The organism is Streptomyces sp. NBC_00647 (genome assembly GCF_045207245.1).
In the GTDB taxonomy this organism is placed as follows: domain Bacteria; phylum Actinomycetota; class Actinomycetes; order Streptomycetales; family Streptomycetaceae; genus Streptomyces.
In genome coordinates, this window is sequence record NZ_CP109040.1 from 4736133 (window position 1) to 4756503 (window position 20371).

The window sequence follows — 20371 nt, forward strand, 5'->3', positions numbered from 1 at the left end:
ATCATGGCAATTCAGCAGGGCGCCACCGACACGTGGACCAAGTCTTCCTATTCCACCGGCAACGGCGCCTGCGTCGAGGTCAAGTCCCCCGTCCACTCGGCGATGGCCGTACGGGACTCCAAGGTCCCCGCCGGACCCACGCTGGCCTTTCCCGCGGACGCGTGGAACACCTTCGTGGCCGAGGTGAGCCGAGGATCTTCCGACCTCGTCTGATACGTCCGACGCCACATGGCCCCGTACAACTTCATACGTTTCACCGAAAGAGCCCTCTCGACCGGCCCGCCGTCCTGGCCGAGGGGGCTCGGCCCCTTTCTTCGAGGGTTCGGTTCGCCGTAGGGCACCCTTCTTCAGCGCAGCCGGTCCACGTACGTGTCCGTTCCCGGCACCGTGGGGACGAAGGGGGCCACCAACTCCACCCGCCCGAGCCCCGATTCGGCCACCGCCTCGTCCAGGCCCGTGAAGGACGCCTCCCAGCACTCCCGCGGGTCCGCCTCCAGGAACCACAGCAGGGTCAGCCGGGTATCCACTCCCTCGACCTGCTTGACGTAGGTCATCCGGTCGCCGGGGAGCGGGGTCGGCCGGAACAGGGTGACCAGGGCGGCGGGTGAGCCGGCCAGCCGCCCGGGGAGATGGCGGGTGCGCAGCCACTCCAGCAACTCGGCCCGCCGGTCGGCCGATCCGGCGTCGACGACCTCGACCACGAGCCCCGCGTAGGGGTGGTCGAGGGCGTGGAAGTCCCGGGGGCCTGCGGAGCCGTCGCGGTAGACGGTGGCCTCGTGGTCCTGGAAGGCCGTGAAGACGTGCGTGCGGTCCTGGTAGACGCGGCCGTCGCGGTTCAGCCGCCTGTTGATGCCGACGGTCCACTTCATGTGGTCGTCGTAGCGGCCGTCGGTGACCCAGTACGTGGAGATGTAGCAGCCGGCGGTGACCGGCTGGGCGACCGCCGACTTCTCGGGGTAGCGGAGCAGTTGGAGGTCGCGAGTGGCCACCCAGCGGCGTCCGGCGTACATCCAGGGCATGGCCATCGCGCCGGCGTAGTAGTGGTCGTCCTCGTACCAGCGGTTGTAGGCGTACTCGTGGCCCGGGTGCGGTTCGACCATGGTGATCAGGGCGTGGCCCGGGTGGACGCCGTACGGGCCGAGGGCGGCCAGCTCCGCGTAGGTCTCGCTGCGGGTCTCCTCAGACATTGACGGTCCCCTTCCTCGGTGGAACGTGCGCGGGACTTCCTTCCTCCGCCGGACGCCCATACTCTGACGCCCCGTCAGGAAATCCGCCAGAGCCCCGGAGGTATGCGATGTCACTGCTCACCGGCAGGACCGTCGTGGTGTCGGGCGTCGGAGCCGGGCTCGGCCATCAGGTCGCGGCGGCCGTGGTGCGCGACGGGGGCAACGCCGTGCTCGGGGCGCGCACGGAGGCGAACCTGGCCAAGGCGGCGGCCGAACTCGACCCGGACGGCGCGCACACGGCGTTCCGCGCGACGGACATCACCGACGAAGGGCAGTGCGAGGCCCTGGCGGCGCTCGCGGCGGAGCGCTTCGGGCGGCTCGACGCGGTGGTCCATGTCGCCGCCTGGGACAGTTACTTCGGCGGCCTGGAGGACGCCGACTTCGCGACCTGGCGGTCGGTCATCGACGTGAACCTGCTCGGCACGCTGCGGATGACCCGGGCCTGCCTGCCCGCCCTGAAGGAGCGCGGCGGCTCGGTCGTCATCATCGGCACGCAGTCGTCGGTCGCCGCCCCGAGCCAGGTGCGGCAGGCGGCGTACGCGGCGTCGAAGGGCGCGCTGACGAGCGCGATGTACTCCCTGGCACGGGAGCTCGGTCCGCACCGGATACGGGTCAACACCGTGCTGCCCGGCTGGATGTGGGGCCCGCCCGTCGAGGCGTACGTGCAGTTCACGGCCTACACCGAGCAGGTGCCCGAGGCGGACGTGCTGAAGCGGCTCACCGAGCGGATGGCCCTGCCCGAGCTGGCCACGGACGGGGACGTGGCGGACGCCGCGGTGTTCCTGGCGTCCGACCGGTCGCGGGCGATCACGGGACAGTCTCTGCTCGTGAACGCGGGCGAACTCATGCGCTAGGCGGTGCGGTGGGCGCGGCCTCCTCTCCCAGGCGCACGGGACCCGCATCCCGTACGGCTGTCGGTCGGTCATTGCTGCTGTGGTGCTGCTGTGGGTGGTGCGGTGGTTCTGACGAAGTGCCCGCTCATCGTGTGTTCCACGTCACGAGCACGACAACAGCCCGACGGGTAAAGTAGAGGCAAAATCGTTCTGCTTTCTGATCTGTGTTCATATCTGTGACCGCTGGAGGTCTTGACCGGCTGGTCGAACCAGCGGTTCAATCCCCGAAGTCCCCGCTCCCGCACGGGGGCACCGCCCTTCCCCGAGCTCTCGGCTCCGCTCGAGCAGGGGGACCCATGCGTACTGGCGAAGTGCCGTCCGGTATCTGCAGGTTCACAAGGCGGACCCCTGGAGGGGGCACATGAACGGTCTCGACTGGGCCGTCCTGGTCGCGTATTTCGGTGTCATGACCGCGATCGGTGTCTGGTCCCACAAGCGTGTGGACGATGTCAGCGACTTCTTCACCGCGGGCGGCAAGATGCCGTGGTGGCTGTCCGGCATCTCGCACCACATGTCGGGCTACAGCGCGGTGATGTTCACCGGTTACGCCGGCATCGCGTACACCTACGGCATCACCTCGTACGTGACCTGGGCACTGCCCATCGCCATCGGCGTCGCCATCGGCGCCAAGGCCTTCGCGCCCCGGCTCAACCGGCTGCGCTCACGACTGCACGTCGCCTCACCGCTCGAGTACCTCAAGGACCGCTACAACGTGCCGACGCAGCAGGCGCTGGCATGGTCCGGCATCCTGCTGAAGATCGTGGACGTCGGCGCGAAGTGGGCGGCCATCGCCACCCTGCTCAGCGTCTTCACCGGCGTCACCCTCACCCAGGGCATCCTCATCACCGGCGGCATCACGGCGGTGTACTGCACGATCGGCGGGCTGTGGGCGGACGCGCTGACCGAACTCGGCCAGTTCATCATCCAGTTGCTGGCCGGTCTGGCGATGCTGATCATCGCGCTGAACAAGATCTCCGACCAGGGCGGCCTCTCCAAGGCGCTGGACTCGCCGAAGCTGCACGGTCACGCGGACGGGTTCGCGGGCCCGTACATGACGGTGTTCTTCATCGCGTACCTGTTCATCAAGCTGTTCGAGTACAACGGCGGCATGTGGAACCAGGCCCAGCGCTACATGGCGACGGGCAGCGCGAAGCAGGCCACCCGGTCCGCCTTCCTCTCCGCCGGTCTGTGGTTCGTGTGGCCGCTCATCCTGTTCATCCCGATGTGGCTGTCGCCCCTCCTCGTCACGGCGCAGAAGCCGGACGGCTCGGACGCGTACGGCCTGATGACCGAGCAGCTGCTGCCGCACGGTCTGCTGGGCCTGGTCGTGGTCGGGTTCTTCTCGCACACGATGGCCATGTGCTCCTCGGACGCGAACGCCATCGCGGCCGTGTTCACCCGGGACGTGGCGCCGGTGCTCTCCAAGGCCGCGCGCGCCTGGGACACCCGTGCGGGGCTCATCGCGGGCCGCGTCACCACCGTCGCCTTCCTCGGCTTCTCCATGGCGGTGGCGACCCAGGTCAACTCCCCCACGTTCAAGGACATCATCACCGTCGTCATCAAGTGGGTGGCGGGGCTCATGGGACCGATCGCGATCCCGTTCATCCTGGGTCTGCTGCGGCCGTTCCGTAAGTCCGGCCCGACCGCGGCGCTGACCAGCTGGGCCTGCGGTCTGCTCGCCTTCTTCTTCGTCAACTACAACCTGGACTTCTCCCAGCGCACGGACGTGAAGCTGGAGTACCAGGTCTCCGTGCCGATGGCCATCTCGCTCGTCCTGTACGTCCTCATCGGCTTCCTGAAGCCCGAGGACACCCCGGAGCGGGACGCCCTCATCGAGATCATCAACACGGACGACGACGGCTCGGCCGCCGCGGCGGTCCCGGCCCCGGCGGGGGCGCCGGACGACGTGGTGGGCACTCCGGTGAAGGACTAGAAGGACGAGCGGAGCGAGAGGCCCGGGAAGGTCCGGGGCGTACGGGGTGTGCGCTCCGGGACGGTTCAGGCCCGCGGGTAGCGGGCGAGCCAGCCCGGGGACGATCCGGCGGGCCCGTGCAGCGCGGGCCCCTGGGTCATCTCCATCGCGAAGTCGTCCGCGAGGACCAGCACCGAGGGACGGCCCTCCAGTTCGGCCAGCCAGGCCGGCGGGAGGGCCGTCTCGCCGTGCAGGGCGCCCAGCAGACCGCCGGCGAGGGCTCCGGTGACCGCTGAGGGTCCGCCGTGGTTCACCGCGAGGCACAGACCGTGCCGGACGTCCTCGCCGACGAGCACGCAGTACACCGCGACGGCGAGCGCGCCCTCGGCGGTGCCGCCCGCGGCGAGCTCCTCGACCCGTGCCGGTGAGGGCATCCCCTGCCGTACGGCGCCCAGCGCGTGCTGGAGCGCGTCGGCGACCTGCTGGTGCCCGGGGCGGGTCGCGAGCAGCGCGAGGGCCTGCTGCACGGCCGCGTCGAGGTTCTCGCCGCGGGCGAGCGCGTGCACGATCACGGCGTACGCGCCCGCCGTCAGGTAGGCCGTGGGGTGGCCGTGCGTCTGCGCGGCGCACTCGACGGCGAGCTGCATCACGAGCTGCGGCTCCCAGCCGACGAGCAGCCCGAAGGGCGCGGAGCGGGCGGCGGCCTCGGGGCCCGGCTCGCCGGGGTTCTTGGGCGCGTCCAGCGTGCCCATGATCTCGTCGGCGAGGCCGAGGACATTGGCCCTGGCCGGGTCGCGGCGGGCGTAGAGCCACTCCTCACGGGCCAGCCAGCCGTCGTCCTTGCGGCGTTCGTCCGGCCCCCAGTCGCTCTGGGTGGCCGCCCAGCGGCGGTAGGCGCGGTGCACGTCGGACGGCGGATGCCAGGCGCCGGTGTCGCGGCGCACCTGGGCACGGATCAGCCCGTCGACGCTGAACAGGGTGAGCTGGGTGAGGTGGGTGACGGCGCCGCGCCGGCCGTACGCGGCGGCCAGGTCGAGGAGGCCCTGCGCGCCGTGTACCGACCGGATCTCCTCCAGGGAGAGCCCGTCGAGCGGCGCCCCGAGGGCGTCACCGACGGCCGCGCCCAGCAGCGTTCCGCGGACCCGGCTGCGGAAGTCCTGCTGCTCACCACGGCCCCAGACGGCACCGGCTGTCGCACCCACCGAGACCTCCTGAGGCACCGTCCGTACGTCCGACAGCTAAGCACTGTAATCGAACGGGAACGGTCGGTTGAGGCTGCGGATCCATAAAGGGGATGTGGTCCTGGTGTCCCCAAGCGGTCGGGTATGAGCAGTGTCCGGGAGAATGCGCAGGCTTCGGACCCGCCCGACGTCAGTCGGTGTAGCGCGCCCGGATCGCGTCGCGGGCCGCTGTGACCGTCGCGAGACGCGGGGTGAGGCGGGCATGGTCGGTCTCGGGACCGAGCAGGAGTTCGGTGAGGATGTCCGCGAGCTCGGCCAGGTCGTCCCAGTCGGGTTCCATGGCCAGGACCTCGGCCAGCGCCCGGTCGGCGTCGGCCCAGTCCCCGAGGGCCCAGCCGATGATGCAGCGGCCCGACACCCGGGTGAGCTCGTCCGGTTCCTCCGTGTCCAGGAGCCGTTCCAGCTCACGCCACCAGGGTTCCGCGGCCGCCCGGCCCCGTGACCGCGCTTCGGTCATCGCCAGCTGGAACGTGCCCGGGAGCGGTTCCTCGGCACGGAGCCGTTCCGCGAGGTGCCGAGCCCGCGCCCACTCCGCGGCGTGCCGGAAGACCTCGACGCGCACGTAGTCGAGTTCGAGGTCGGGCGAGTCGTCCTGGCCGGGCGCCGGGCCCGCCTCGGCCAGCCGGGCCATCGCCTCGTCCCGCCGGCCGCAGAGGATCAGCGTCTCCACGATCTTGCAGCGTGCCGTGTCCCCGTCCCCTCCCAGGGCGATCAGCCGTTCCCAGTCGGCGAGCGCCCGCTCGGTCCGTCCGGTCGCCAGGAACACCTGGGCCCGCTTCTCGTAGGCGAACACGAAGTCCGGACCGGCCGTCAGGGCCCGGTCGAGCCAGGTCAGCGCCTCCTCGTAGTCCTTCAGGTCGCGGTAGGTCGCTCCCAGACAGCCGAGCGCCGAGGCGTTGCCGGGGTCCCGGTCCAGTACGTGCCGGAAGACGGTGACCGCCTCCTGGTGCCTCTTCTCGATCCGGAGGGCGTTGCCCAGCTCGACCTCGATCCAGGCGGCGTCCGGACTCGCCGCGAGCGCGCGCCGCAGATCCTCGTTCGCGCCGGACAGGTCCTCCAGCCGCCACCTCACCCGGGCCCGCATCACCAGGGCCCAGGAGTACTCCGGCTCCAGCGCGACGGCACGGTCGAGATCGGCCAGCGCCCGCGCGCTGTCGCCCAGCTCGTGGTGCGACACCCCGCGGCCCGCCAGGGCCGAGGCGTAGTCGGCTTCGAGGCCGACGGCCCGGCCGAGTTCGGCGACAGCCTCCTCGAAACGGCCCGCGAGCCGGTAGGCGTCGCCCCGTTCCGACGCGATCCAGGCGGAGTCCGGATCGAGGCGAGCCGCCCGGTCCAGGTCGGTGAACGCCTTGTCCCACTCGTCCGTGTCACGGTGCAGCCGGGCCCTGCGGACGAGGGTCCAGAGGTGGTTCTCGTCCATGCCCAGCGCGCGGTCGAAGTCGGCGCCCGCAGCCTCGAACTGGTCGAGGGCGTGCCGGCACACCGCTCGGGAGGCCAGCGAGTCGGCGTCCGTCGGGTCGAGGGCGACGGCCCGGTCGAAGTCGGCCACCGCGTCCTCGAAGCGGCCCGCCAGTCGGTGCGTCTCCGCCCGCTCCGCGATGATCCACCCCGTGTCCGGCCGCAGCTCGTCCGCGCGGTCGAAAGCGGCCAGCGCCGCGGTGAAGTCACCCCGCAACTGGTGGGTGAAGCCACGGCCGTAGTGCACCCGCGCCTCGTCCGGATCGATCTCGACCGCCCGGTCGTACTCGGCCAGGGCCCGCTCGTACTCCCCGCTGTTGCGCAGCTCCCTGGCCCGCACCCCGTGTGCCAGGGCGCGGCCGGGGCCGTGCAGCGCGGAGCGGGCCAGCAGCAGGTCCATCGCCGCGGCCACCCCGTCCTCGTCGTCCGCCAGGGCCGCGGTCAGTCCCCGGCCCAGATCGCGCAGGACAGGGTCGCCCGCCGCGTCTCCGGCTTCCTCGATCATCCTGGCCCAGTTGCGCCCGGCCACCTGATCGGCCCGGCAGGCCTCGGCCACGTTGCTCAGCACGTCACCCAGCGCCGCGCGCGGCCGGGCGCACAGCCGGTGGTACGACTCCTCCAGCCGCAGCCGCCGCCACGGCTCGTGCTTCCACAGCTCGTCGGGATCGATCAGGTCGGTCCCCGCCTCGTCGCACCAGTGGCCGAAGACCTCCGCGAGCCTCTCGTGGCGCTCGGTCCAGCCGCGCGGGGAATGGCGCCGCTGCAACCGGAGCATCGGCTCGCGGACCAGGCCGTGGTACCGGAGCCGGTCGCCTCGGCCGTCCACGAACGGCAGCCCGCGCAGCCAGCCGAACAACGCGTCGGCGTCCTCGTCGGGGCACTCCACGGCCGCCCGGAACACATCCAGGTCGAGGCTCCGCGGAAGGGCGCACGCGAGGGCCACGGCCCGGCGGACCGGGTCCGCCTCCCACTTCAGGAAGCGTTCGACGGCGGTGGCCGAGGGGTCGCCGATGTCGCCGGGGTCCGCGGGGCGCTGCTCGGCCAGCGTCGATACCAGCAGGGGCAGTCCGCCGGTGAGGCGCAGCACCTCCTCGACGACGGGCTCCGCCACGACCCCCTTGTCCGCGAGGAGGCCCCGGGTCTCGGTCTCCGTGAAGGGGCCGAGGGGCAGGTCGGTGACGAAGTCGGTGAAGCCGCCCCAGCGGGAGGTGTCGAAGGGGCGCTGCCCGGCGGTCACCGCGACGACCGTGGCGGGCAGCAGGCCGTGCTCCCGGGTCGCCATCACCGCGTGGAGCCACGCGTCGAGGAACGGTCCCGTCCGCTCGTAGGTGTCGAAGAACAGGACGATCCACGGTACGGCCGACGCCGCATCGGAGAGCTCCCTGACGAGGACCGGGGTGAGCACGGCGTGCGGCGACAGGACCAGCCGCTCGTCCTCCTCGTTACGGAAGCGTGCGCTGAGCCCGGCCCTCAACCGGTCGGCTCCCTGCGCCAGTTGGGCGGGGTCCAGGACGCCGGCGAAGGCGCCGACCCCCGGTACCATTCCCAGCCCCGCCAGCCCGACCCGTGCCACCGTCAGGCTGCCCGCCGACGGGGCGGGCCGCTCGGGCTCGTGCGGGGCGAGGACGGCGGCCTCCGCCTCGTGCCGCCGCTCGTGGTACGCCGTGAGCAGGCGGTCCAGTTCCTTGAACCGGTGTCCCTGCGCGGCGAACCGACGGCTCATCGCCGCCATGGCCTCGGGCAGGCTGCCGACGCTCTCGTCGATGTAGGCCGTCAGCGCGCCGCGCTCACGCGCCAGTTGTTCCATCTCGCGGACCAGGAACGTCTTGCCGACGCCCGCGTTGCCATGCACGTGGAACAGGAACCGGTGTCGCTCGTCCTCGGGAGGCAGGTCGAAATTGGCGCGGAACGTGGCCCGTTCGGCCCCGCGCCCGACGAACCCGTGCCGCCGCCGCCCCTCGATCAGCTCCTGCATCGACGGCCGCGCCCGCGTCATCGGCCCGCCCCTCCCCCGTGGTCGCCTGGTTCGTCCCCCAGTCTGACGCAACTCGCCCCGGAACGCGTGGTGATGACGGGACACTTACGGGCGGCCGGAACGCGCTTCCGGCCGCCCGCTTCGACGGTGGTCAGTGCCTGGGGACCGGTGGGATCACGGGTCGATGCCCGCGCCCGCGCCGAGCTGCCTGATCTGCGTCTCGCTCAGGACCCCTTGGTAGGCCTGCACCTCGTCCACGTCGCCGTGCAGGTACTCGCCCCAGCCGTCGGCGGCTTTGGCCCTGCCGACCTGGAGGGCGCCGCTGCTGTGCCAGCCGTTCGGGAAGTCGGCCGTGTCCCCGGCACCGAGCTGACCGTCGACGTACAGCTTGACCGTGTCGGCCCCGTCGTCGTAGACCACGGCGAGGCGATGGCCGAGGCCCTCGCCGCCGTCCGCGCTCTCGATCTCGGACACCACCTTCTCCGGGGCTCCGGCCTCGTCCTTCACGGGCATCACGAGCTGCCAGGAGGGAGCGCCGACAGGGCGGAAAGGGATTTCCCTCAGTCGAGCACCGGCAGCAGCTCCGGCAGATGCCCGTCCGAGGCCGCCGCCGCCCGCTGCCGCTCCTGCGGGACCTCGCCGTAGAGGGTGGTGCGGGGCCTGGCGGGGCGGCCCGCCGCCTCGGCCACCGCGACCAGCTCCTTGACCGACTTGTAGGAGCCGTAACTGGAGCCCGCCATGCGGGAGATGGTCTCCTCCATCAGCGTGCCGCCCAGGTCGTTGGCGCCGGAGCGGAGCATCTCGGCCGCGCCCTCGGTGCCCAGCTTGACCCAGCTGGTCTGGATGTTGGGGATGTGCGGGTGCAGCAGGAGGCGGGCCATCGCCATGACCGCGCGGTTGTCGCGGGTCGTCGGGCCGGGCCGGGCGATGCCGGCGAGGTAGACGGGGGCGTTGGTGTGGATGAAGGGGAGGGTCACGAACTCCGTGAAGCCGCCGGTCTGCTGCTGGATGCGGGAGAGCGTGCGGAAGTGGCCGAGCCAGTGTCGGGGCTGGTCGACATGGCCGTACATCATGGTGGAGGACGAGCGGATGCCCAGTTCGTGGGCCGTGGTGACGACCTCGATCCAGGTCGCCGCGGGCAGCTTGCCCTTCGTCAGGACCCAGCGCACCTCGTCGTCCAGGATCTCCGCGGCCGTACCGGGGATGGTGTCGAGGCCCGCTTCCTTGGCAGCCGTCAGCCACTCGCGGATGGACAGGCCGGTGCGGGTGGCGCCGTTGACGACCTCCATCGGCGAGAAGGCGTGGACGTGCATGCCGGGGACCCGTTCCTTCACCGCCTTCGCGATGTCGAAGTAGGCGGTGCCGGGCAGGTCCGGGTGGATGCCGCCCTGCATGCACACCTCGACCGCGCCGACGTCCCAGGCCTGGGCGGCGCGGTCCGCGACCTGCTCCAGGGAGAGCGTGTACGCGTCGGCGTCGGTGCGGCGCTGGGCGAAGGCGCAGAAACGGCAGCCGGTGTAACAGACGTTGGTGAAGTTGATGTTGCGAGTGACGATGTACGTGACGTCGTCGCCGACCGCCGCCCTGCGCACGTCGTCGGCGATCCGGCACAGGGCGTCCAGCGCCGGTCCGTCGGCGTGCAGCAGCGCGAGGGCCTCGTCGTCGGTCAGCTTCGTCGGGTCGTCGGCGGCGGTCGCGAGCGCGGCCCGTACGTCGGTGTCGATCCGGGACGGCACCATGCCGGGGGCCGCGGCCTCCCGCAGCGCCTCCCAGTCGCCGTACACCGCGTCGAAGTCGTCGCGGCGGTCGCCGGTGCGGCCCTCGGTGTCGATGGTGTGGTGCAGGTCGGTGCGCCCCGAGGAGGTGAAGGCCTCCTCGGGCTCCTGCCAGGGCCGGCCCTCGACCACCGCGTCCGGGACCGCGAGGCCGGTCTCCGGGTCCGCCAGCGCCCGTACGTGCGGCAGCAGACGCGGGTCCAGCCAGGGTTCGCCGCGCTGCACGAACTCCGGGTAGACACACAGTCGTTCGCGGAGCTCGAAGCCCGCCTCGGCCGACTGCTCGCGCAGCAGCTCGATCTGCGGCCAGGGGCGCTCGGGGTTGACGTGGTCGATGGTCAGGGGCGAGACCCCGCCCCAGTCGTCGATGCCCGCCCCGATGAGCCGCCCGTACTCGCTGTCGACCAGGTTGGGCGGGGCCTGGAGACAGGCGGCCGGGCCCATGATGTGCCGGGCGACGGCGACGGTGGCGACCAGCTCGTCCAGCTCCGCGTCCGGCATCCCGCGCATCGCGGTGTCCGGCTTGGCCCGGAAGTTCTGGATGATCAGTTCCTGGATGCCGTGGTACGCCCGGGAGACGCGGCGCAGCGCGAACAGGGAGTCGGCGCGCTCCTCGTACGTCTCGCCGATGCCGATCAGCAGCCCGCTGGTGAAGGGGACGGAGGAGCGGCCGGCGTCCTCCAGGACCCGCAGCCGGACGGCGGGTTCCTTGTCGGGCGAGCCGTGGTGCGGGCCGCCGGGCTCGGACCACAGCCGGGTCGCTGTGGTCTCCAGCATCATGCCCATCGAGGGCGCGACCGGCTTGAGCCGCTGGAAGTCGGTCCACGACATCACACCCGGGTTGAGGTGCGGCAGCAGGCCCGTCTCCTCCAGGATGCGGATCGAGATGGCCCGTACGTACGCGATCGTGTCGTCGTAGCCGTGCGCGTCCAGCCATTCGCGGGCCTCGGGCCAGCGGTCCTCCGGCTTGTCGCCGAGGGTGATCAGGGCTTCCTTGCACCCGAGTTCGGCGCCCCGGCGGGCGACGTCCAGGACCTCGTCCGGGGACATGAACATCCCGTGGCCGGCCCGGCGCAGCTTTCCGGGGACGGTGACGAAGGTGCAGTAGTGGCATTTGTCCCGGCACAGCCGGGTCAGCGGGATGAAGACGCTCTTGGAATACGTGATGACACCGGTGCGGCCGGCCGCTTCCAGGCCCGCGTCCCGCACTCGCGCGGCGGAGGTGGTCAGGTCGTCGAGGTCCGCGCCGCGGGCCTGGAGCAGCACCGCCGCCTCGGTCACGTCGAGCGCGACGCCGTCCCGCGCGCGCTTGAGTGCACGCCGCATGGAGTTCGCCGTCGGCCCGGATCCGGGAGTCGCGCCCGTTGCGGAGGTCGTCATCCTTCGAGCATACGGTCGAGGTGATCAGGTATCGCCGGGCCTGACCCCATTCGGGCCGCGCGGCATCTGTCGGTCTCCCCGAAAGCCGCCGATTCCCCTGCCGTGCCCCACCGTTCACCGCTCGCTCCCAAAGTGGTCCGTGGCACTTCGCATCACCCATGTCACTGTCACGCCCGACACCCTGGGAGCAGCAGCATGTGCGAGGACGACCACGGCATCGGCAGACGCGCTCTGTTCGTGACGGGAGCGGCGGCGGCGCTTACGTTGGGAAGCGTGACCTTCCCCAGCGGTGCGGACGCGGAAGCGGCGGACAACCAGGAGACGAGGACGGTGCGCGACACCCTCCCCACCGGCTCCCCCGACTTCGTGTATCTCCCGGTCGAGGTGCCGGAGGGGGTCGCGGAGATCAAGGTCTCCTACACCTACGAGAAGCCGTCCGTCCCGCCCGGCACGATGGGCAACGCCCTGGACATCGGCATCTTCGACGAGCACGGCACGGAGCTGGGCGGCCGGGGCTTCCGGGGCTGGTCGGGCGGCGCGCGCACGGAGTTCTTCATCCGCTCCGACGACGCGACCCCCGGCTACATCCCCGGCCCGGTCCGCCCCGGCACCTGGCACATCGCGCTCGGCCCGTACACGGTGGCACCCCAGGGCCTGCCGTACGAGGTCACCATCACGCTGACGTACGGGGAGCGGGCCGCGCCCCCGGAGCCGGTGTACCCGCCCTCGCGTGCCAGGGGACGCGGCCGCGCCTGGTACCGCGGCGACTGCCATCTGCACTCCTGGTACTCGGACGGCCGCCGAACACCCGCCGAGATCGCGGCACTCGCGCGGGCGGCGGGCCTGGACTTCATCAACTCCTCGGACCACAACACGCATTCCTCGCACCCTCACTGGGCTGACCAGGCGGGGGACGATCTGCTGATCATGCTCGGTGAGGAGGTCACCACGCGCAACGGGCACGTGCTGGCGCTCGGCACGGACCCCGGCACGTTCGTCGACTGGCGCTACCGGGCCCGCGACAACCGCTTCGGCCGGTTCGCGCGCCGCGTCCGCGGCGCCGGCGGGCTCGTGGTGCCCGCCCATCCGCACGCCACCTGCGTGGGCTGCGGCTGGAAGTTCGGCTTCGGGGAGGCGGACGCCGTCGAGGTGTGGAACGGCCCGTACACCCCCGACGACGAGATCGCCCTCGCCGACTGGGACAGCATGCTGGTCGCGTCCGTGCGCCGGGGCCAGGACTGGCTCCCGGCGATGGGCAACAGCGACGCCCACCGCGACCCCGACCCGGTCGGCACCCCGCAGACCGTCGTCCTGGCCGACGACCTGACCCGCGAGGCCGTCCAGGAGGGCATCCGCGCCGGCCGTTCCTACGTCGCCGAGTCGAAGCTGGTCTCCCTCGCCTTCACAGCGTCCGGCGCCAAGGGCCAACACGCGGGGATCGGGGAGCGGTTGAGGGTCGGTCCGGACACTCCGGTGACCGTCCGGCTGGAAGCCGCGGGCGTCCCGCGCTGCACCGTCCGCTTCGTCACCGACCAGGGCGTGCTGTTCACCAGTGCCCCGCTGCCGGTCGCGGGCTCCGGCACGGTCGAGTGGCGTACGACGGCTGCGTACGCGGCGTACGTGCGCGCCGAGCTGCGCCACGAGGTGGCGCTCGGCCCGCTGCCGGGGGCGCTGGCGGCGTTCACGAACCCGATCTTCCTGGGGACGTAGCCCAAGGGGAGCGTGAGGGAGACCCGCTTGTACTCGTGCCCCGATCAGGCCTTCGTCGAAGCCCTGGCCGAGATGGCGACGGACCAGACGCGACGCCTGTCTCCACGTCGCCGTCTCCGGCGTCGCAGAAACGGTCCACCTCACCGAAAGCAGCGACCCCGCCCACTCCATACTCTCGACCACCCCGGCCGCCTTCGGCGCCCTTCTCCGAGCGCTCAAGAGAAACAACCACGGCTGAAGCGTTCCGGCTGGCTCTGTTCAAGAGATCCAACTCATGAACAGAGCCAGCACCGCATTCGTCAGATGCGACGGACCGGGTCCGTGATTCCGCCGGGGCACGCAAGCGCCGCGATGTCCCATCCGGCGCGTCCGGCCCCGGCCTGGTAGGCGCTTTCATAGAAGGCGAGCACGGCGGCACGTGGATCGGCCTCGGAGCGGGCCGCGTCGTAGCGCAGCACGGCCAGGTGGCTGTCGCCGCTCGCCACCCACTGCGCGGACGCAGGGTTGAGCGGCGCTTCGGTCAGGCCGGCGGGCTCGGGCGCGGTGTACGAGTAGAACGCGGGCTCGGCGAAGGTGTCGTCGCCGAACCAGAAGCCGAAGCTGATCACTTCGGAGGAGTACGCCTCCCGAGTGACCGGGTCGACCTGCTCGGGCTGGTCGACCCGGCGTCCGGAGAACCGGCTGTGGGCGATGTCGAAGGTGTGCCAGAAGTGGTGCACCGAGCTGGCCTTCCCCGAGAAGCCCGCCGCGAACTCCTCCAGCACGGACGCAACCTGGCTCAGCACCCGCCAGTAGCGGTTTGCGGCCACCGGGTCGTAGACCGCGTGCTCGGTGTCCTCGGCGAACGGCCGGTCGGCGTCGGGCAGATCGAAGGGCCTGGGGACAGCGATGTCCGCTCGGACGCCCAGCGCGGCCAGAGCGGCCAGGGTCTGGTCGTAGAAGGACGCGACGGACTGGCCCGGAAGCGGAAAGGACCGCTCTTCGCCGTCCAGCGTGATGACGACGAGCCGGTGGTCGACGAAGTCGAAGTCGATCGTGAAGATCGGATTCCCGTCGACCTGACCCATCGGACGGGTGGTGATGCCGCGCCCAGTGACATGGAACGGGACGTTCCACCAGTGGTTGCGCCGGGCGCTCGCGGCCAAGCGGATCTTGCCGACGATCTGCGCGAAGCGGTGCAGCGTCTCCTTGGTGTCCCGCCACTCCGCCAGCAGCACCGGCGGGAACAGATCCATCGCCTGCCCCTTCCCGCCAGGCGCTCACGCGGCGGCCGGGCAGTCTCATCATGACCCCGCAGGGAACATCCGGCACGCCGCCGAGGGAGCGGTTCAGCCCGGAGCCGCCGCACGGCCGCCGCCCAGGTCACGCCGTCGTCCGACCGCGGACGAGGTGACGTGGGGCGGTCGGCCCCCGGTCACCAGAGCCGGAGTGCACCAGGATGTGACACAGCTTCGCAGGGCGTGTCCTGACCGCCCGGGGGGAGGGACAGGTCGGCCACGACGGCCGCGTGGTCCGAGGGCCACACCCCGCCGACCGGCCCGTCCCCGGCCCGCCGTACGGACCGGACGTGCCCGAGGCCGCCGGGGCCGGGCGGGCCGACGTGGACGTAGTCGATGCGTACGGCGGGGCTGTGCGGGCCGACATGGGCGTTCGCCGGGTCCCAGGTGGCCGAGGGTGCCGTCGGGTCGGCGTACTCCCAGGCGTCGAGGAAGACCTGGCCGGGAACCGCGGGGGACGTCTTGTATCCCCCGAACAACCGGATCTCGTCAGAGTCCGGCCAGGCGTTGAAGTCGCCCGTGACGACAGGGGGGAAGTCCGTTCCGCTCCGGTGCGCGGCGACGAACTCCGCGAGGGCGGTGACCTGTTCACGGCGTACGCCCGAGGCGTGGACGACCGAGGCGTGGACGGCCGAGGTGAGGTGGGTGGTGAAGAAGGGCACCTCGTGGGTGGGCGTCGCCAGGCGGGCGTGAAGGGCGAGCCGTCCGTCGTACAGCTCTTCGGGGGCGGGCAGCCGCAGCACCTCCTGCGCCACCACCGGCCAGCGGCTCAGCACGGCGTTGCCGACGTCGACCGTGGTGTCCCCGATCCGCCGCTGCCAGCGGTCCGAGGCATCGGAAGCCGCCCAGGTCCAGTGCATTCCGAGCTCGTCCGCGGGCCACCCGGCGAGGTTCTGGCCGTCGCACTCCCAGACCTCCTGCGTCCCGACGACGTCGGACCGCAGTTCGCGCAGCACCGCCAGGATGGCTTTCTGCCGCTCTTCCCAGGGCCCGAACCGCCACCAGAGGTTCCAGGTCACAACCCGCAGCCGCAGCCACCTGCTCCTGTCGCGCGACATCGGCGACCATTGAAACAACTCCCTTGTGCCACACACCAGCCCGGACAGGAGCCCCACCGACCATGGCCCGCCTCACCGACCTCAGGTTCCGCACCACGACCGCCTTCCAGCGGCACCTCGTCAACCCGCTCGCGCGCCGGATGCCGTTCCAGACGCTCCTGGAGACCACCGGCCGTGTCTCCGGCCTGCCCCGGCGCACCCCGCTCGGCGGCCGCCGCGTCGGTGACGCCTTCTGGCTGGTCTCGGAGTTCGGGGAACGGTCGCAGTACATACGCAACATCCAGGCGGACCCGAGGGTGCGGGTGCGGCTCCGCGGCCGCTGGCACGAGGGCACGGCGCACCTCCTCCCGGACGACGACCCGGTGGCCCGGCTGCACACCCTGCCCCGGGGCAACAGCACAGCGGTACGGCTGATCGGTACGGGGCTGCTGACGGTGCGGGTGGACCTGCGCGGGTGAGGGGCGGCCGGGGGCCTCGCATCCCGGCAAGGCATCCCAGGCTTCCGCGTTTCCGCAGGTCATCTGGGGTGGGATGGTTCCATCGTCCCAGGTTGGCGGGCGGCTGTTGTCCCAGGCCCACGAGGGGTCCGATGCTGTGGCTGTCGCACCGGCTGAGCACGTCGTCAGCTCGGCAGCGCCGACACCCGGCCAGCCCGTCCACGGGGGACACCCAGGTCCTCATGCACTCAGGACGGGCGGATGCCCAGGGCGGATGCCCAGGGCGGATGCCCAGAGTGGCTGCCCGGCCGCCGGCGAGCGCGACCTCCATACGGATCGGAAAAGGAAACGGGGACCCATGAACACGCCTGCCCGCAGGAACCACAAGTGCCCGAGGAACTGGAAGTCCTACGCCCTCGGGGCCGCGGCGGCCGCGGCGCTGCTCGCGACCACGGCATGCGATCCGGGCGCGGCCGAAGGTTCGGACAGCTCCAAGTCCTCGGCCCAGCCGAGTGCGACGGCTTCGGCGAAGCCGGGCGGTGCTTCGGGCAGCAAGGGCGGCGACGGGGCCGGGAGCGGTGCCAGCAGCGCGGGGAGCGGTGCCGGCAGGGCCGAGAGCAGTGGCAGCACCGCGGGGAGCGGTGGCAGCAAGGGCAGCGGTGGGAGCACGAGCAGCGCCGGCGGCACGAGCGGCGGTGGCACCGGCAGCAGTGGTGGCACCGCGGGGGGTGGTGCCGGCACCGGCGGTGGCGGCAAGGAGACGATCGCCGCGTGCTCCCAGACGGAGCTCGGGGTGTCCGCGGTGAAGGAAAGGGACGCCAGGCACCTCGTCCTCACCGTCCAGAACGCCGGCACCAAGAAGTGCAACCTCTACCGCTACCCGCTCGTGCGGCTCGGTGACGGGCGGACCACGGCGCCCGTGATCAAGGAGAGCGACGCGACCCCGGGGGTACCCGTCACCCTCGCTCCGGGTCAGGAGGGATATGCAGCTCTGCTCGTCAGCGGCCCCATGGACGAGTACGAGGCGAAGAGCATCACCCTCAGCCTCCAGGGTTCCAAGCCCGGGAGCAGCGCGGGCAAGCCGATCGACGTCCCCATGCCCGTCGCCACGTTGTACGCCAACGACTTTCAGCGTGTCACCTACTGGACGACCGCTTCCGGCTACGCACTGGACTTCATCATGTCGAAGTGAAGTGACGGGCCCCGACCGGAACCTCAACCCGTGTTGGACAGGCGGTCCAGCCACTCGGTGAACAGGGCCGCCTCGGCGGGGGTGAAGGCGGGGCTCGGGTTCTGCCGGAGCTGTGCGCCGAGGCTGATCGCGGTGGCCGGGACGCCGGGGGTGTCGGGGGTGGCCGGCCGTGCTCCGGGGGTGGTCACGTCCGGGGTGAAGACCACGGCGTGCACCGCGTCCCGCACCCGGCGGGACAGGGTCTCGTCCGTGAAGGTCGCCGGGCGGGAGACCAGCATCAGGCAGACGCCCACGTTCGCCGACATGATCATCTGCGCGGCGAGTTCGGGGGCGAGCCGCACCTTGCCCTGTTCGGCGGCGCGCCGCAGGTCGGCGGTGAGGATCCGGTGGGACTCCAGGGCCGCGGCCGGCGGGGTGCGCATCGCCGGGGAGTTCATCAGGCGGTACAGATTCGGGTTCCGCAGGGCGAACTCGGTGTGGCTGTCCCAGCCGTCGCGCAGGTCCTGGACCGGATCCGTGCCGGGGCGGCGTTCCCGCTTGCTCGCCAGATACCGCTCCCACCCGTGGTCGACGACCGCCGACAGCAGGCCTTCCTTGTCCCCGAAGTGCCGGTAGAGCGCCGGAGCGCCGACCCCCGCGGCCTCGCACACGGCCCGGGTCGAGACATCCCCGTCCGGGGACTGCGCGACCAGCTCGGCCGCCACTGCGAGGATGCGCGCTTTGGTACTCACGGGGACGACGCTAGCCGAGGCCGCACGGGCCGCCGGGGCCGGTCCGGCACCGGCGGCACCTTGGGCTCCGCCCGTACGGGAAGCCACGCCCGACCCCGGGGCCGCGCCCGGGCCGGAGGCCGCGCCCCTCATGCCGCCGTCCTGTGCGGGGTGAGGACGTCGGCCAGGCCGATGCGGGTCAGGAACTCGGTGCGGACGCGGTCCGCGACGGCGCTGACCTCGGCCGACCCGTCGTTCGCCGGGTCGACGTGGACCCGGAACGGCCGCCGCCCGTGCGGGGTGCCGACGACCTCGACGATCGCGTCGGCGACCAGGGAGACATCGGCGTCCGCCGGTGCGAGCGCCGCGAGCCGGGCGCCGACCTGGTCCATCAGCGCGCCGTACCGCTCCTCGTACGCCGGGAGCACGGTCCGCTCCGCCGGGTGGCCGCCGGAGGCGAAGTGGTTCGTACCGGAGGTGAAGGCGCCCGGCACGACGATGGTCGTCTCGATGTCGAAGCGGGCCAGCTCGGCCGCGTACGACACGGCGAGCGCGTCCATGGCGGCCTTGGCGGCGAAGTACGGGGCGAGGTAGGGCGGGGTGCCGCCCCGGCTGGAGCTGGAGCCGACCCAGAGCACCAGGCCGTGCCCGCGGACGCGCAGGTGGGGCAGCGCGGCCCGGTTGACGCGCTGGGTGCCGAGCACGTTCGTGTCGTAGACGGCCGCCAGCTCCTGGGGGGTGAAGGCCTCGGTGGGGCCGGTCACCATGTGGCCCGCGTTGTGGACGACCACGTCGAGCCGGCCGGTCTCCGCGAGGACCGTGGCGACGGCGGCGTCGGCCGACTCCTGGGAGAGGACGTCCAGTTCGACCGTCCGCAGGTCCACGCGGTGCTCGGCGGCGTACGCGCGGGCCTCGGCGACCCGGGGCGCGTTGCGGCCCGCGGTGTCGCGCATCGCGGCGTAGACGGTGTGCCCGGCGCGGGCGAGCGCGCGGGCGGAGAGGGCACCGAAGCCGGATCCGGCGCCGGTGATGAGAACGGTCCTGGCGGAGTCGGTGGTCCCGGGGTCGGTGGTCCCGGGGTCGGTGGTCCCGGGGTCGGTGGTCCCGGGGTCGGTGGTGTCACTCATGGCGGAACTCCTGACGTGGTCGGGCGGCGGCGGGGCGGGAGAGGTCAGGCGATGCCGCCGTTGGCGCGCAGGACCTGGCCGTTGACCCAGCGGCCCCCGGGGCCCGCGAGGAAGGCGACGACGGAGGCGATGTCCTCGGGGGTGCCGAGGCGCTCCAGGGGCGGCTGGGCGGCCATCCGCGCGATGGTCTCCTCGTCCTTGCCGTCCAGGAAGAGGGCGGTGGCGGTCGGGCCGGGGGCCACGGCGTTGACGGTGATGTCCCGGCCGCGCAGCTCGCGGGCGAGGATCAGGGTCATCGCCTCGACGGCGCCCTTGGTGGCGGCGTAGGCGGTGTAGCCGGGGATGGCGAGGGCCAGCACGGAGCTGGAGAAGTTGATGATCGCGCCGCCCGCGCGCAGTCGGCGCGCGGCCTGCTGGTCGACGACGAACGTGCCGCGGATGTTGGTGCGGTGCATCCGGTCCAGGGCGTCGAGATCGAGGTCGACGAGCGGGGCCAGGGTCATGACACCGGCCGCGTGGACGACGACGTCGACGCCGCCGAAGGCCTTCTCGGCCGTGTCGAAGAGGGCGGCGACCTCCGCCTCCTCGGCGACGTCGGCACGGAAGGCGACGGCCTGCCCGCCCGCCTCGCTGATCGCCGTGACGGCCTTGTCGGCCTCGTCCGCGTTGCCCGCGTAGTTCACGACGACGGCGTATCCCTCGCCGGCCAGTCGCTCGGCGGTCTCGCGGCCGATGCCACGGGATCCGCCGGTGACGATCGCGACGCGCGGGGAGGTGCTCGGCTGCTCACTCATGGCGTTGCTCCTTGTCTCGGCCGGGGTAGCGGTGTTCGCCATCCCGATGAGATCAACGCTACCACCGAGCGGGTAGCGACGCTACCCAAGCTCTCCCGCCTCCCGTAACGTCGCTACGTCCACCGAAAGGGCGCAGGCCAGCGCCCTGAATCTCGCCGAGAAGCAAGGGCCGGAGTTCGCGGCTCACAGAGAAGCAGGGGCCGGAG

General features: G+C 72.0%; 17 protein-coding genes. 7 read left to right on the top strand and 10 right to left on the bottom strand.

All coding sequences use genetic code 11. The annotated features are described in order from the left end of the window. Positions 1 to 3 precede the first annotated feature (3 nt). A complete protein-coding gene (locus OG788_RS20640) occupies positions 4 to 213 on the top strand; it encodes a DUF397 domain-containing protein (RefSeq protein WP_266759783.1) in 210 nt (69 codons plus the stop codon). Positions 214 to 347: 134 nt separating this feature from the next. On the opposite strand, the gene OG788_RS20645 is transcribed toward OG788_RS20640, so the two are convergent. Then, positions 348 to 1187, bottom strand: a complete 840-nt coding sequence (locus tag OG788_RS20645; RefSeq protein ID WP_406372612.1) for a hypothetical protein — start codon at positions 1185 to 1187, stop codon at positions 348 to 350. A 107-nt stretch (positions 1188 to 1294) separates the two neighbouring features. On the opposite strand from OG788_RS20645, the gene OG788_RS20650 reads away from it, so the two are divergent. Together OG788_RS20650 and OG788_RS20655 are read left to right on the top strand one after the other, a co-directional pair. Further along, positions 1295 to 2080 carry an SDR family oxidoreductase gene (locus tag OG788_RS20650; RefSeq protein WP_351541390.1) on the top strand — a complete coding sequence of 262 codons (786 nt, stop codon included), beginning with the start codon at positions 1295 to 1297 and terminating at the stop codon, positions 2078 to 2080. 400 nt (positions 2081 to 2480) lie between these two features. Further along, a complete protein-coding gene (locus OG788_RS20655; protein WP_351541392.1) occupies positions 2481 to 4052 on the top strand; it encodes a sodium:solute symporter family protein in 1572 nt (523 codons plus the stop codon). Between the two features lie 65 nt (positions 4053 to 4117). Here the strand turns inward: OG788_RS20655 and OG788_RS20660 are convergent, their stop codons facing one another. The 4 genes from OG788_RS20660 to OG788_RS20675 all read right to left on the bottom strand — a co-directional run bounded on the left by OG788_RS20660 (position 4118) and on the right by OG788_RS20675 (position 11860). Then, positions 4118 to 5233, bottom strand: coding sequence for an ADP-ribosylglycohydrolase family protein (locus OG788_RS20660; RefSeq protein ID WP_406372613.1), 1116 nt, complete (start codon positions 5231 to 5233; stop codon positions 4118 to 4120). A gap of 169 nt (positions 5234 to 5402) precedes the next feature. After that, positions 5403 to 8726 carry a tetratricopeptide repeat protein gene (locus OG788_RS20665; protein ID WP_406372614.1) on the bottom strand — a complete coding sequence of 1108 codons (3324 nt, stop codon included), beginning with the start codon at positions 8724 to 8726 and terminating at the stop codon, positions 5403 to 5405. Positions 8727 to 8879: 153 nt separating this feature from the next. After that, the gene (locus tag OG788_RS20670) at positions 8880 to 9218 is read right to left on the bottom strand and encodes a LamG-like jellyroll fold domain-containing protein (RefSeq protein ID WP_406372616.1); all 339 of its coding nucleotides are present in this window, start codon (positions 9216 to 9218) and stop codon (positions 8880 to 8882) included. A gap of 47 nt (positions 9219 to 9265) precedes the next feature. Beyond that, complete coding sequence (locus OG788_RS20675; RefSeq protein ID WP_406372617.1) at positions 9266 to 11860, bottom strand: bifunctional FO biosynthesis protein CofGH; 2595 nt, start codon at positions 11858 to 11860, stop codon at positions 9266 to 9268. Between the two features lie 195 nt (positions 11861 to 12055). Here OG788_RS20675 and OG788_RS20680 point away from each other — a divergent pair, with 195 nt between their 5' ends. Together OG788_RS20680 and OG788_RS20685 are read left to right on the top strand one after the other, a co-directional pair. After that, entirely contained in the window at positions 12056 to 13570 is a 1515-nt protein-coding gene (locus tag OG788_RS20680; RefSeq protein WP_406372619.1) for a CehA/McbA family metallohydrolase, read from the top strand. Positions 13571 to 13613: 43 nt separating this feature from the next. After that, complete coding sequence (locus OG788_RS20685) at positions 13614 to 13808, top strand: DUF397 domain-containing protein (protein ID WP_406376803.1); 195 nt, start codon at positions 13614 to 13616, stop codon at positions 13806 to 13808. Between the two features lie 61 nt (positions 13809 to 13869). On the opposite strand, the gene OG788_RS20690 is transcribed toward OG788_RS20685, so the two are convergent. Beyond that, positions 13870 to 14805 carry a DUF5996 family protein gene (locus OG788_RS20690; protein WP_406372620.1) on the bottom strand — a complete coding sequence of 312 codons (936 nt, stop codon included), beginning with the start codon at positions 14803 to 14805 and terminating at the stop codon, positions 13870 to 13872. Positions 14806 to 14984: 179 nt separating this feature from the next. Beyond that, on the bottom strand, positions 14985 to 15905 hold the full coding sequence (locus OG788_RS20695) for an endonuclease/exonuclease/phosphatase family protein (RefSeq protein WP_406372622.1): 921 nt from the start codon (positions 15903 to 15905) through the stop codon (positions 14985 to 14987). A gap of 62 nt (positions 15906 to 15967) precedes the next feature. On the opposite strand from OG788_RS20695, the gene OG788_RS20700 reads away from it, so the two are divergent. Next, positions 15968 to 16363 carry a nitroreductase/quinone reductase family protein gene (locus OG788_RS20700; protein ID WP_351120446.1) on the top strand — a complete coding sequence of 132 codons (396 nt, stop codon included), beginning with the start codon at positions 15968 to 15970 and terminating at the stop codon, positions 16361 to 16363. A gap of 337 nt (positions 16364 to 16700) precedes the next feature. Next, on the top strand, positions 16701 to 17534 hold the full coding sequence (locus OG788_RS20705) for a DUF4232 domain-containing protein (protein ID WP_406372624.1): 834 nt from the start codon (positions 16701 to 16703) through the stop codon (positions 17532 to 17534). Between the two features lie 23 nt (positions 17535 to 17557). Here OG788_RS20705 and OG788_RS20710 read toward each other — a convergent pair whose 3' ends face one another. From OG788_RS20710 to OG788_RS20720, 3 genes are all read right to left on the bottom strand, one after another. Further along, entirely contained in the window at positions 17558 to 18265 is a 708-nt protein-coding gene (locus tag OG788_RS20710; protein ID WP_406372625.1) for a TetR/AcrR family transcriptional regulator, read from the bottom strand. 128 nt (positions 18266 to 18393) lie between these two features. Beyond that, complete coding sequence (locus OG788_RS20715) at positions 18394 to 19371, bottom strand: SDR family NAD(P)-dependent oxidoreductase (RefSeq protein WP_406372627.1); 978 nt, start codon at positions 19369 to 19371, stop codon at positions 18394 to 18396. 44 nt (positions 19372 to 19415) lie between these two features. Further along, positions 19416 to 20165: an SDR family oxidoreductase gene (locus OG788_RS20720; protein ID WP_406372629.1), complete on the bottom strand. Its 750-nt coding sequence runs from the start codon at positions 20163 to 20165 to the stop codon at positions 19416 to 19418. Positions 20166 to 20371: the final 206 nt, after the last annotated feature.